The organism is Streptomyces sp. NPDC048419, from assembly GCF_043200415.1.
Taxonomy (GTDB): Bacteria; Actinomycetota; Actinomycetes; order Streptomycetales; family Streptomycetaceae; genus Streptomyces.
Genome location: NZ_JBICXT010000005.1, coordinates 24,849 through 37,621 on the forward strand (window position 1 = coordinate 24,849; position 12,773 = coordinate 37,621).

Annotated in this window: 12 protein-coding genes; 6 read left to right on the forward strand and 6 right to left on the reverse strand. The window is 71.2% G+C overall.

Translation table 11 applies throughout. The features are described from left to right. Positions 1 to 39: 39 nt before the first annotated feature. On the forward strand, positions 40 to 546 hold the full coding sequence (locus tag ACGFYN_RS12870) for a DUF3291 domain-containing protein (RefSeq protein ID WP_393865845.1): 507 nt from the start codon (positions 40 to 42) through the stop codon (positions 544 to 546). Here ACGFYN_RS12870 and ACGFYN_RS12875 read toward each other — a convergent pair. Further along, entirely contained in the window at positions 543 to 1,643 is a 1,101-nt protein-coding gene (locus ACGFYN_RS12875; RefSeq protein ID WP_393865846.1) for a ferritin-like domain-containing protein, read from the reverse strand. The genes ACGFYN_RS12870 and ACGFYN_RS12875 overlap by 4 nt on opposite strands. Before the next feature lie 125 nt (positions 1,644 to 1,768). Between ACGFYN_RS12875 and ACGFYN_RS12880 the strand changes: the two genes are divergently transcribed. From ACGFYN_RS12880 to ACGFYN_RS12895, 4 genes are all read left to right on the forward strand, one after another. Continuing rightward, entirely contained in the window at positions 1,769 to 2,707 is a 939-nt protein-coding gene (locus ACGFYN_RS12880; protein ID WP_393865847.1) for a diiron oxygenase, read from the forward strand. 33 nt (positions 2,708 to 2,740) lie between these two features. Beyond that, entirely contained in the window at positions 2,741 to 3,427 is a 687-nt protein-coding gene (locus ACGFYN_RS12885; protein ID WP_393865848.1) for a TetR/AcrR family transcriptional regulator, read from the forward strand. 166 nt (positions 3,428 to 3,593) lie between these two features. Continuing rightward, on the forward strand, positions 3,594 to 3,905 hold the full coding sequence (locus ACGFYN_RS12890; protein ID WP_393865849.1) for a hypothetical protein: 312 nt from the start codon (positions 3,594 to 3,596) through the stop codon (positions 3,903 to 3,905). Positions 3,906 to 4,008: 103 nt separating this feature from the next. After that, positions 4,009 to 5,073, forward strand: a complete 1,065-nt coding sequence (locus ACGFYN_RS12895; RefSeq protein ID WP_393865850.1) for an NlpC/P60 family protein — start codon at positions 4,009 to 4,011, stop codon at positions 5,071 to 5,073. Here ACGFYN_RS12895 and ACGFYN_RS12900 read toward each other — a convergent pair. The 5 genes from ACGFYN_RS12900 to ACGFYN_RS12920 are packed head-to-tail and all read right to left on the reverse strand — an operon-like array spanning position 5,046 to position 10,553. Continuing rightward, complete coding sequence (locus ACGFYN_RS12900) at positions 5,046 to 6,299, reverse strand: styrene monooxygenase/indole monooxygenase family protein (protein WP_393865851.1); 1,254 nt, start codon at positions 6,297 to 6,299, stop codon at positions 5,046 to 5,048. The two genes, ACGFYN_RS12895 and ACGFYN_RS12900, sit on opposite strands and share 28 nt — an antisense overlap. A gap of 25 nt (positions 6,300 to 6,324) precedes the next feature. Then, positions 6,325 to 6,969, reverse strand: a complete 645-nt coding sequence (locus ACGFYN_RS12905) for an ATP/GTP-binding protein (protein WP_393865852.1) — start codon at positions 6,967 to 6,969, stop codon at positions 6,325 to 6,327. Continuing rightward, positions 6,950 to 7,360, reverse strand: coding sequence for a DUF742 domain-containing protein (locus tag ACGFYN_RS12910; RefSeq protein WP_393865853.1), 411 nt, complete (start codon positions 7,358 to 7,360; stop codon positions 6,950 to 6,952). The genes ACGFYN_RS12905 and ACGFYN_RS12910 overlap by 20 nt, the downstream gene beginning before the upstream one ends. Next, complete coding sequence (locus ACGFYN_RS12915) at positions 7,357 to 7,860, reverse strand: roadblock/LC7 domain-containing protein (protein WP_393865854.1); 504 nt, start codon at positions 7,858 to 7,860, stop codon at positions 7,357 to 7,359. Before ACGFYN_RS12915 ends, ACGFYN_RS12910 begins: the two co-directional genes overlap by 4 nt. Further along, a complete protein-coding gene (locus ACGFYN_RS12920) occupies positions 7,857 to 10,553 on the reverse strand; it encodes a nitrate- and nitrite sensing domain-containing protein (RefSeq protein ID WP_393865855.1) in 2,697 nt (898 codons plus the stop codon). Before ACGFYN_RS12920 ends, ACGFYN_RS12915 begins: the two co-directional genes overlap by 4 nt. 378 nt (positions 10,554 to 10,931) lie before the next feature. On the opposite strand from ACGFYN_RS12920, the gene ACGFYN_RS12925 reads away from it, so the two are divergent. After that, complete coding sequence (locus tag ACGFYN_RS12925; RefSeq protein ID WP_393865856.1) at positions 10,932 to 11,717, forward strand: protein phosphatase 2C domain-containing protein; 786 nt, start codon at positions 10,932 to 10,934, stop codon at positions 11,715 to 11,717. Positions 11,718 to 12,773 lie beyond the last annotated feature (1,056 nt).

The window sequence follows — 12,773 nt, forward strand, 5'->3', positions numbered from 1 at the left end:
GGTTACGGCCCGGACGGCCCTCGACCTAACGTTCGGTACATGACTTCGGCCATCGGACACGAACTCGCCCAGGTGAACATCGCCCGCCTCAAGGCCCCGCTGGACTCCCCGCAGTTGAAGGACTTCGTCGACAGCCTCGACCCCGTGAACGCCGACGCGGACACCGCGGACGGTTTCGTCTGGCGGCTGGAGGGCGAGGGCGGCGACGCGACCGACGTGGCCGTCTTCGGCGACGAGTGGCTGATCATCAACATGTCGGTGTGGCGGGACACGAACGCGCTGACCGCGTTCATGTACCAGGGCCGTCACCGCGAGATGCTGGCCCGCCGGCGGGAGTGGTTCGAGCGGATCGAGGAGGCGATGGTGGCGATGTGGTGGGTGCCGGCCGGACACCGCCCGACGGTCGCGGAGGCCGAGGCGCGGCTGCTGCACCTGCGCGCCAACGGCCCTACGCCGTACGCCTTCACCCTGCGGACGCCGTTCCCGGCGCAGGGCGCGGAGCCCGTGTCGCCGTCGGTCCCGTACGGCCTGGGCTGCTCGGTCTAGCGTCCCGCCTCGATCGCGTCCGTCACCTCTGTGACGCGTTCCTGCTCCTCCACGGCGAAGCGCTCCGCGTCCAGCTGCTCGGCGATCTCCTCGTCCTGGGCCATCAGCAGGTCCAGGTTGGAGTCGCCGAGGTCGAAGACGCCCATGTCGACGTAGGCCTCCTGCAGGCGCTTGCCCCACAGGCCGATGTCCTTGACGCAGGGGACGATGCGGGAGAAGAGCAACTTGCGGAAGAGCGCGAGGAATTCGGACTGCTCGCTGTACTCCTCGGCCTCGGACTTCGGGATGCCGAAGTTCTCCAGGACCTCGACCCCGCGCAGCCGGTCGCGCATCAGGTAGCAGCCCTCGATGACGAACTCCTCGCGCTCGCGCAGTTCGGCGTCGCTCAGCTGCTTGTAGTAGTCGCGCAGCGCCATCCGCCCGAAGGCCACGTGCCGGGCCTCGTCCTGCATGACGTAGGCGAGGATCTGCTTGGGCAGGGGCTTGTCGGTGGTGTCCCTGATCATGCCGAAGGCGGCGAGGGCCAGGCCCTCGATCAGGACCTGCATGCCGAGGTAGGGCATGTCCCAGCGGCTGTCGCGCAGCGTGTCACCCAGCAGGGACTGGAGGTTGTCGTTGATCGGGTAGAGCATCCCGACCTTCTCGTGCAGGAAGCGGCCGTAGATCTCCGCGTGCCGTGCCTCGTCCATCGTCTGGGTCGCCGAGTAGAACTTCGCGTCCAGGTCCGGGACCGACTCCACGATCCGCGCCGCGCAGACCATCGCACCCTGCTCGCCGTGCAGGAACTGGCTGAACTGCCAGGAGGCGTAGTGCTTGCGCAGCTCGCCCTTGTCCCGCTCGGTGAGCTTCGCCCAGTGCTTGGTGCCGTACAGCGACATCGACTCGTCCGGGGTGCCGAGCGGATCGCACGGGTCGACCTCGAGATCCCAGTCGATCCGCTTCTGCCCGTCCCACTGCTTGTCCTTGCCCTTCTGGTACAGGGCGAGCAGCCGGTCCCGGCCGTCGTCGTACTCCCAGCTGAACCGGGCCGCGCCGTTCGCAGGTACCTGCCAGTGGGAGTCACCGGGATCCGTGGCGTACAGGTCGAAAGTCGGCATGCCCGCAGGCTCACACGTGGTAGACGCCGGGTCAACAAGTCGCGCACAGGGGATTGACGAGCTTGCTGACAGGCAGTCTCATAACTGTCGGAGGATGTGACCCCCGGTAACGAAGTGGGAGAAACATGACGACCCTGACGGAAGCAGACGCGCTGGAAGGGCTGCGCGACGCACTCGGAGCGCTCAAGGACCGCGAACAGGTGGCCGAGCGGCTTCTCGCCTCCTCCGCCAAGCACTCCTTCGACCCGGACAGGGAACTGGACTGGGACGCCCCCTTCGAGGAGGGCAAGTGGTTCTGGCCGCCGGAGCTGGTGTCGCTGTACGGCACGCCGATGTGGAAGCGGATGAGCGAGGAGCAGCAGATCCTGCTCTCCCAGCACGAGGCCGCGGCCCTCGCCTCGCTCGGCATCTGGTTCGAGATCATCCTGATGCAGCTGCTGTGCCGGCACATCTACGACAAGGCGGCCACGAGCGCCCACGTGCGGTACGCGCTCACCGAGATCGAGGACGAGTGCCGGCACTCGAAGATGTTCGCCCGGCTGATCTCGCGCGGCGGCACGCCCTGGTACCCGGTCTCCCGGGCACACCAGAACCTGGGCCGCCTGTTCAAGACGGTCTCGACCACGCCCGGGTCCTTCACCGCGACCCTGCTCGGCGAGGAGGTCCTGGACTGGATGCAGCGGCTGACCTTCCCGGACGAGCGGGTGCAGCCCCTGATCCGCGGCGTCACGCGCATCCACGTGGTCGAGGAGGCCCGGCACGTGCGCTACGCCCGCGAGGAGCTGCGGCGGCAGATGATGACCGCGCCGAGGTGGTCGCAGGAGTTCACGCGAGTCACCTCCGGCGAGTTCGCGCGGGTCTTCTCCGTCGCCTTCGTGAATCCCGACGTCTACACGAACGTGGGACTGGACAAACGGGAGGCCATGGCGCAGGTGAAGGCGAGCGGACATCGGCGGGAGGTCATGCAGACCGGCGCGGGCAGGCTGACCGACTTCCTGGACGAGATCGGGGTCCTGCGCGGCGTGGGACGCCGGTTGTGGAGGTCGTCCGGACTCCTGGCGTAGGTGACGTGCAGGCGGGCGGTTACGCTGCGAGGCATGACCCCGCCGTCGGCCGCCACCCCCGCCTACCGTCGTCTGAGCGTCGAGGAGCGACGCAGTCAGCTCCTCGACTCCGCGCTCGGACTCTTCGCGCACCGCGCCCCCGAGGAGGTCTCCCTCGACGACGTGGCGGAGGCGGCCGGGGTGTCGCGGCCGCTGGTGTACCGGTACTTCCCCGGCGGCAAGCAGCAGCTGTACGAGGCGGCGCTCAGGTCGGCCGCCGAGGAGCTGGAGAAGTGTTTCGACGAGCCCCGGGAGGGCCCGCGCATCGCCCGGCTGGCGCGGGCCCTGGACCGCTATCTGGCCTTCGTCGACGAGCACGACGCCGGATTCAGCGCGCTGCTCCAGGGCGGCAGCGTGGTCGAGACCTCCCGTACGACCGCCATCGTGGACGGCGTACGCCGGGCCGCCGCCGAGCACATCCTCAGCCACCTCGGGGTCACCGACCCCGGACTGCGGCTGCGTATGACCGTGCGGATGTGGATCACGGCGGTGGAGGCGGCCTCCCTGATCTGGCTCGACGAGGACAAGCAGCCGCCCCTGGACGAGCTGCGGGACTGGCTGGTCGACCAGTTCGTCGCCGTGCTCTCGGTGACCGCGAGCCGGGACGCCCAGACCGCCACGCTGGTGCAGGCGCTGGAGCTTGCCCGGCGGGCCAGGCCGGCGGAAGGCAACGGCACCTGATGCACACAGGTGAGCGGGGCTTGGTGGGTGCAGCTGCAAGGCGGAGGAGGGCGTCGACGCGGAGCGTCGGCAACCGACGACAACGCCGCAGATGCTCGCACCAAGCCCCGCGCCCCCGGCATGGCCCGCCGGGCAGGCTCCAAGAAGGATGTCTGACACTGGTGCCGTGAAGAGCGAAGACACCCCGTTCGTGGGCGGGCCGATGGACGGCCGCGTCCTGCCCGTCCTCGTGGGCCCCACCGGGCACCCTCCGAAGACGTACCGCATCCCGGTCCCGGACGCCGCCGGCGGCCCGCCCACCGACGTCGTCTACCGGCGCGCCCCGCGCGGCCACAGCAAGCGGCTCGGCCTGCCCCAGGGCTGGAAGTACGAGTACGACCCCACCGGCAAGGTCGACAAGCTCAAGTGGCCGTGGTCCAAGCCGGACGCCGAGCCGGACGCCACGCCGGGCGGCGGCCGGGACGACACCGACGGGTGACGAGGTTGCGCCGAACCGCGCACACCCGGCGCGTGTCGGCGGCGCGGCCGTCAACACCTCACTGTGCGGAGCGGAAGGGCTGCCCCGCACCGGAGGTGATGACGTGTCAGGAAAGGTTCCGCGCCTGGTGTGCACGGCGGCAGTGGCCGCCGGCTGCGTCCTCGCGCCGCGGCCCGCCACGGCGGCGCCCACGCCCGGTCCCGACGCCCGCGGCGTCGCGGAGCAGCTGACGGACCTTCAGCAGCTGTACCGGCAGGCCGAGCAGGCCACCGAGACCTACGACGCCACCGCGGAGAAGCTGAGGAAGCAGCGCGCCGAGGTGGCCCGGCTGGACGGCGCGCTCGCCAAGGCCCGCCTCTCGCTCCAGGACAGCCGGGGCGCGGCGGGACGGCTGGCCCGGCAGCAGTACCAGAACAGCACCGACATCTCCCCGTACGTACGGCTGCTGCTCGCCCGTGATCCTCAGCAGGCGCTCGACCAGGGGCATGTGCTCGGCCGGCTGGCGCGGGAGCGGGCCGAGACGGTGGGCCGGCTGACCGGCACCGAGAAACAGGCCGACACGCTCGCGCGTGCGGCCCGCAAGGCCCTCGACCAGCAGCTCTCCCTCGCCGCACGGCAGAAGAAGGACCGGGACGACGTCCAGGGGCGGCTGAGGAAGGTCGAGGAGCTGCTCGTCTCCCTCACCCCCGAACAGATCTCCGCGCTGGGCGAGTTGGAGAAGAGCGGGACCGACAAGGCGCAGCGGCAACTGGTGGCGTCCGGCGCGCTGAGCGACAACCGCCCGCCGTCGCCGGAGGGGAACCGGGCGGTGCGCTACGCCGTGCGGCAGCTCGGCAAGCCGTACCAGTGGGGCGCCGAGGGCCCGGCGTCCTACGACTGCTCGGGCCTGACGTCCCAGGCCTGGGACCGGGCGGGCACCCCGATCCCGCGCACCAGCCAGCAGCAGTGGGCACAGCTGCCGCGGGTTCCCCTCAAGCAGCTGCGCCCCGGTGACCTGGTGGTCTACTTCCCCGAGGCCACGCACGTCGCGATGTACCTGGGCCGGGGCATGGTCATCCAGGCCCCGCGCACGGGCGAGAAGATCAAGGTCTCGCCCATCGCGGCCTTCCCCGTCCTGGGAGCCGTCCGGCCGGACGGCGGTCAGGCACCCGTGAGCGAGGCGAGGTAGGCCTCCGTCTTCTCCGGCTCATAGAAGAAGTTCTCGAAGTCGGCCGGGTTGTTGAACGCGTTGGCGAAGCGGTCGGCCGCCGGCTGGAGCTGGCCCGCGGCGCCGATGAGGTTGAGGATGTGCTCCGGGGGCGGCGCCAGCATGGCGTTCGTCCACTTGGTGACGTGCTGCGCCGTGTCCCAGTACCGGTCGAAGGTGCCGCGCATCCAGCTCTCGTCGAACTCCTTCTCGCCGTGCTCCAGGATCGAGGCGAGGTACGCGGCCGCGCACTTGGAGGCCGAGTTGGAGCCCTGGCCGGTGATCGGGTCGTTGGCGACGACGACGTCCGCGACGCCGAGCACCAGGCCGCCGCCGGGGAGCCGGCCGACGGGGTTGCGGACGGTGGGCGCGTAGCGGCCGGCCAATGTGCCGCCCGCGTCGGTCAGTTCGACCTTGGTCGCCCGCGCGTACTCCCAGGGCGTGAACTTCTCCATGAGTTCCAGGGTCAGGGAGAGGTGCTCCGCCGGGTCCTTGACGCCGTTGAAGACGTCGAGCGGGCCACCGGGTATGCCCTCCCAGAACAGGATGTCCGCCGGTCCGGAGGTGGTGAGCGTCGGCATCACGAAGAGCTCGCCGACCCCGGGGACCAGGTTGCAGCGGACGGCGAGGAAGTCCGGGTGCTCGGGGCGGGGACCCAGACCGTGGACGTACGCCACCGCCAGCGCCCGCTGCGGCTCGCTGTACGGCGAACGGGAGGCGTCCCGGCCGAACATGGACACCAGCTCGCCCTTGCCCGCCGACACCAGCACCAGATCGTACGTACGGGAGAAGTAGTCGAGGTCGGAGACCGCGGCGCCGTGGATGACCAGCTGGCCGCCGCGCTGCGCGAACGTCTCCATCCAGCCGGCCATCTTCACCCGCTGGTCGACCGACTGGGCGAACCCGTCGAGCTTGCCCACCCAGTCGATGGCACGGGCCGCGGGGCCCTCGCCCCAGGAGCCCGGGGCCGCGACCGAGACACCGAGTCCCTCGATCTTCGGGGCCTGGGACTCCCAGAAGTTCAGCTGGAGATCACGCTCGTGCTGCAGCGCCGTGTGGAACATGCACTGCGTGGACATGACCCGGCCGGAACGGATCTCGTCCGCCGTCCGGTTCGACATCAGGGTGACCTCGTACCCGTGCGACTGAAGGCCGAGGGCGAGCTGGAGACCGGACTGGCCGGCTCCGACGACGAGTATCTTCCGCATGCGGGTGAGGGCTCCTAACGGGGGTTCACTCGGGTGTTTCGTCGAGCGCGTGGCCCACGAGGGACAGGAGGGTCTCGATCACCGAGATCCGGCGGCGCGCATCCATGATCATTACAGGTATGTGCGCGGGGATCGTCAATGCCTCCCGCACGTCTGCCGGTTCGAACAGCTCGCTGCCGTCGAAGTGGTTGACCGCCACGACGTACGGCAGCCCGCAGCTCTCGAAGTAGTCGAGCGCCGGGAAGCAGTCCTTCAGGCGGCGGGTGTCCGCCAGCACGACGGCACCGATGGCACCGCGCACCAGGTCGTCCCACATGAACCAGAACCGCTGCTGGCCCGGCGTGCCGAACAGGTAGAGCACCAGGTCGTCGTCGAGCGTGAGACGGCCGAAGTCCATCGCGACGGTGGTGGTCAGCTTGCCGGGCGTCGAGGTGAGGTCGTCGGTCTCCTCGCTCGCCTCGGTCATCAGCGCCTCGGTCTGCAGGGGCGTGATCTCCGAGACGGCGGTGACCAGCGTGGTCTTGCCGACGCCGAAGCCTCCCGCCACGACTATCTTCGTCGCGATCGGGGCGCGGGTGCGGTCCGTCTGCCAGGACTGCAGATTCTCGTCCTCGTCGACGAGCGGGGTGACGCCGGCAGCGGTGGCGGCGTCAGAGACGACGGAGTCCATTCAGCACCCTTTCCAGCAGAGCGCGGTCCGGGCGGCCCGTGCCATGACCGGTCCCGGTGCCGTACACACGGATCTTTCCCTGGTCCGCGAGGTCGCTGAGCAGCACGCGGACCACGCCGAGCGGCATCTTCAGCAGCGCGGCGATCTCGGCCACCGTGCGCATACGGCGGCACAGTTCGACGATGGCGAGCATCTCCGGCATCACCCGGCTGCCGTTGCCGCCCTGTGTCAGTTCCTTGCGCTCCTCGGGGGCCTCCAGCGCGGCCACGAACGTCTCCACGAGGAGCACGTGACCGAAGCGGGTACGGCCGCCGGTGAGCGAGTAGGGGCGTACGCGGGCCGGCTTGCGCTCGGCGCCGCGGACGGGGAGTTTCTTCGGCGAACTGCTCATCGGGCGCTCCCGGCGGACTCCTGCTCGAGGGATTTTCGTAGCTCGGTGCGGAGTTCGGGGGTCAGCACATGGCCGGCCCGGCCGACGAAGAGCGCCATGTGATACGCCACCACGCTCATGTCGCAGTCCGCGGAGCCGTGCACGCCGAGCAGCGAGCCGTCGCTGATCGACATCACGAACAGGCTGCCCTCGTCCATCGCGACCATCGTGTGCCGCACCTTGCCGGAGTCCATCAGCTTGGCCGCACCGATGGTGAGACTGCCGATGCCCGAGACGATGGTGGCGAGGTCGGCGGCCGAGCCCCGGGGGCCGGTCCGCCGCTGCTGGGCCACGGCCTTCGCCTCGGCGTTGCGGCCGGGGTCGGAGGAGAGCAGCAGCAGGCCGTCGGAGGAGACCACCGCGACCGACTGGATGCCCGGCACCTCCTCGACCAGATTGGTCAGCAGCCAGTGAAGATTGCGGGCTTCACTGCTCAGTCCGAAGGTACTGGGCGCGCTCAACTGCTTGCCTCCTCGACAGTGCCCCCCGTGGCTTCTTCGGATACAGCTGTTTCGGTGGTCGGCACCTCGTTCTGGGCCGTCCTTTCGGCGATCTCCGCCTCCACGTCGCGGTAACCGGCCTGCGCGCCCTGGCGGAAGCCGCCGAGTCTCCTGCGGAGGGCTTCCGCGTTGACCGTACGGGGGCGTTGGGGCTGCGTCTCGGTCGGTGCGGTGATCTTGGGTGTGCGCTTGGGGAGACCCTTCGCGGTTACGGGTTCTTCTTCGTCCGGGGTCCGTTGATGTTCCGCCTCGGCCTCGGCATCGACCTCGACCTCGGCGGGTGCGGGTGGCTCCGGTGGCCGCAACGGGTCCGGGTCCGTCGGCTGGAGCGGGATCAGGAGCTCCATCGTCGTCTCGGCCGGGGTCGGCGCGTGCTCGTCGGCCGCCGCGTCGGCGGCCTGCTGCGCGGCCTTCTCCGCCAGGGCGACCAGCGGGTCGGCCGTCTTGTGGCGTGCGTACAGCTCGTTGGAGTTGGCCTCGGCGTCGGCGCCCGGGAGGGAGAAGGAGTGGGCGGAGCCGGACACCGGTGCGGACGCGGCGGGGACCGCGGCCGACGGAGCCGCCGCCAGCAGGGCGTTCGGCAGGACGACGACCGCCGCGACGCCGCCCTGCTTCTGCTCGCGCAGCTGCACGCGGACGCCGTGGCGGTGGGCGAGACGGGCGACGACGTAGAGGCCGAGTCCGAGGCCCTCCTCGCCCTCGTGGTCGTAGGGCGAGCCCTGGTCGAACTCGGCGAGGCGGGCGTTGAGGCGGGTCATGCGCTCGCCGGTCATGCCGATGCCCTCGTCCTGGACGGAGAGCATGACCTCGCCGTTCTCCAGGAGCCAGCCGGAGATCTCGACGGGCCGGTCGGGCGGGGAGAACGTGGTGGCGTTCTCCATCAGTTCGGCCAGCAGGTGGGACAGGTCGTCGGCGGCGAAGCCCGCGATGTGCGCGTGCGGCGGCAGCACGGCGATGCGGACGCGCTCGTAGCGTTCGATCTCGCTGACCGCGGCGCGTACGACGTCGACCAGCGGCACGGGGTGCGCGCTCTGCTGGACGTGCTCGGTGCCGGCGAGGACGAGGAGGTTCTCGCTGTGCCGGCGCATCACCGTGGCGAAGTGGTCGAGCTTGAAGAGGGTGGCGAGGCGGTCCGGGTCGTGCTCGCGGTCCTCCAGGCCCTCGATGACGCCCAGCTGACGCTCGACCAGGCCGAGGGTGCGCAGGGCGAGGTTCACGAACGTGCCGCCGATGCTCTCCCGCAGCCGCTCCAACTGGGCGGCGGAACCGGCGAGTTCGGCGCGCAGCTCCTCGCGGGCGTCGGCCATCTTCTGGCGCTGCCCGACCAGGTGTTTGCGGTCGGCCTCCAGCGTGGCGATGCGCTCGTGCAGGGCGGCGGCGTGCGCGTGCAGGGCGTTGACCGAGCGGACGACCTGCGCGAACTCGTCGTTGCGGCCGGTGAAGGTGACCGGTTCCTCGGCGGCGGGGTTCTCCGCCTGGGCGAGGCGGGCCGAGCCGCGGCGCAGGACGGAGAGCGGTCGGGTCAGGCTGCGCGCCATGGCCGTGGCCATGCCGACGGCGACCAGCATCAGGACGCCGAGGACGGCGATACGGAGCTCCAGCGCGCTGACGTCGTCGTCGCGCAGCTGGGCCAGGTCCTTGGTACGGCGGTCGTAGAGGGCGGACTCCGCGCCGCGCATGGCGTCGATCCGGGCGGAGAGCGCGGCGTCGACCTTCGAGGCGCTGGTGCCGAGTTCGGAGGTGGAGAGCGTCGGCTGGTCGGTCAGCGAGCCGAGGTACCTCTCCGCGGAGTCGACCTCGGGGCCGGTGACCGTGGAGTCGTAGGAGTCGCGGGCGGACTTGGGCGCGGTGTCGCGGAAGTCGGCGAGGGCCGAGTCGGAACGCAGACGGGCCTGCTGGGCCGCGGCGGTCAGCGCGTCGCGCTGTTTGGCGTCGGCCGCCGTGGAGGTGGAGGTCCGCACCGGCAGGCCGGTGGTGGGGCTGATCACCGTCTGGGTGGACGAGGGGACGTTGAGGGCCGCGACGAGAAGCCCGCGGGCGGCGGCGGACTGCTGCACGGCGGAGTCCAGCTCGGCGAACGAGTACGCGCCCGATCCGGCGCGGGGCGGCATCTGCTCCGCCAGCTGCTCGGCGAGCCGGTGCAGTTCGGTGATGGCGGTGGAGTACGCGCCGTGCGCCTCCAGGGCACTGCTCTTGCCCGTGAGCGCGGAGCGGCGCAGCGCGGCGATGCCGTCGAGGTCGCCGCGGAGGGAGGAGGAGATGTCGGGGTCGTTGAGCAACTCCTCGACCTGGCGGTCGACGCGCGCGCTCGCCTGCTCGCCGGGCGCCTTGGACCTGGGGCGGCCGGCGGCGATGTACAGGGTCACCTCGTCCCGCTCGTCGGCGAGCGAGTGGGCGAGCACCAGGGCGTTCTGGGTCTGCCCGGCGAGCGTCACCAGGTCCTGCGAGTCCGAGAGTTGCCCGGAGGCGGCGAGGACGGAGGGAAGACCTGCCCCGGCGATGGCCGCGGCCACGACGGCCACGGCGACGACGAGACGGTTGCGGACGTGCGTGGGGCGGCCCTTTCCGGTGGTGGTGCTGCTGCCGGGCGTGCGCTCCGCTTCCGTTGCGGGGTCCGTCTGCTTGCCTGTGCGACGAGGCCGCGTCTTCTGCACCGGTGCTCGCATTCCTGACTCGTGATACTCATGGGCCCGGGTGACGCTCCGTCAATTCACGCCGACCGCGCGCTCCCTCGGTACGGTCCCCGACCCTCCCAGTGCCGGTGGGCAGTGGCCGAGCATCACCTGACCCGCCACCCGAAGGAGTGAACATCGGAGGGGAGTTGGCGAGCAAGTTCCACGGGCGCGTGCAGCGACCGTGCGCGGCGGGCCGGTTGGACGTCCGCGCGAGACGGTGGCAATATTCGCCGACACGCATTCCCGGAACAACGGATTCCAACTCAAATCAGACGTCTGACCTGCGCGAGTGCACCCATCCGGCAACCAGTGTCAGCCTTTTGCGAACCTTGTGAAGACGTCGTGCAGACTGGCCGAATGCATACGGAAGTTGTATCGGAACCCGGCGACCCGGCCCGCCCCAACGAGGACTTCGCGGCTGTCGCGCTGCCTGCTTCCGGCCAGGGCGGTGTCGCCGTCGTACTGGACGGGGTGACGCCTCCGCGCGGCGGGACGGGCTGTCTGCATTCCGTTCCCTGGTACATCGCGCGGTTGGGCGGGGCGCTGACCGAACTGACCGTTTCCCTCCCGGATGTTCCGCTGTCCGAGGCGCTTTCCCGTGCGATCGCCCGCACAGCCACGGCACACGTCGCCACCTGTGACCTTTCTCACCCACGCACCCCTCAGGCAACGGTGGTCGTGGCGCGTTGGGGGACGGAGACCGTCGAGCACCTGGTCCTGTCGGACTCCGCGCTGCTCGTGGAGTCGTCGGAGGGCTCGGTGACGGCGATGCTGGACGACCGCCTGTCCCGCCTTCCGCGCTCGGCCCTGGCCACGGACGCGATCGTGGACTCGACGGTCCGCAACAAGGAGGGCGGCTTCTTCACGGCGGCGGCGGATCCGGCGGTCGCGGACCGCGCGGTCACGGGCACGCTCCCCCGCCGCGACGTGCGCGCCCTCGCGGCCCTCACCGACGGCGCCACCCGCTGGGTGGAGAAGTTCCACGAGGGCAGCTGGGAGGACTGCTTCCACCTCCTCCGCAAGGAGGGCGCCCGCGCCCTGGTCCAACGGGTCCGCACCCTGGAAACCGCCGACGCGGAACGGGTGTTCCTACGCAGGAGCAAGACGCACGACGACGCGACGGTGGTCCTGGTGGAACTGTGAGCGGAACGCGGCTACGACGGCCTCCTGAGCGGAGCGCGGCTACGACGGCCTCATGAGCGGAGTGCGGGCCGACAGCCGCGGACGCGAGACCCCGCGGGGCGGGGGCCCCGGGGTCCGCAGACCCGTGGGCCGGAGAGCCCCGGACGGAGATCCTCGAACCGGCCAGACCCGGACGGCAGTCCCCGCGGACCGGAGACCCGTGAACCGGACACCCCGCAGACCGGAGGGCCCCGGACCGAAGATCCGCGAACCGGCCAGCCCCGGGCGGGAGCCCCCGCGGACCGGAGACCCGTGAACCGGACACCCCGCAGACCGGAGAGCCCCGGACCGAAGATCCGCGAACCGGCCAGCCCCGGACGGGAGCCCCCGCGAGCCAGGGGCTCATGCCCGATCAGCCGTGTCCGGGCGGGCCCAAGTGCAGCGACCAGGAAGGCAGCAGGCCGGAGGGGCAGGCCCCGATCAGCCGTGTCCGGGCGGACCAGGCGCCGCTACAGCGCGGCAGCAGGCCGGGGGCTAAGGCCCGATCAGCCGTGATCGGACGCGCCCAGTCGCAGCGGGCAGCAGCCCGGCGGCTCAGGCCCGAACAGCCGCGTCCGGGCTGACCAGGCGCCGCGACCAGAGGGGCAGCAGGCCGGAGGGGCAGGCCCCGATCAGCCGTGTCCGGGCGTGCCCGAGCGCCGCGGCGACCAGGACGGCAGCAGGCCGGGGCCCCGGCCCGAACAGCCGTGTCCGGGCGGACCAGGCGCCGCTACAGCGCGGCAGCAGGCCGGGGGCTAAGGCCCGAACAGCCGCGTCCGGTTGACCAGGCGCCGCGACCAGAGGGGCAGCAGGCCGGAGGGGCAGGCCCCGATCAGCCGTGTCCGGGCGTGCCCGAGCGCCGCGGCGACCAGGACGGCAGCAGGCCGGGGCCCCGGCCCGAACAGCCGTGTCCGGGCGGACCAGGCGCCGCTACAGCGCGGCAGCAGGCCGGGGGCTAAGGCCCGAACAGCCGCGTCCGGTTGACCAGGCGCCGCGACCAGAGGGGCAGCAGCCGGAGGGGCAGGCCCCGATCAGCTG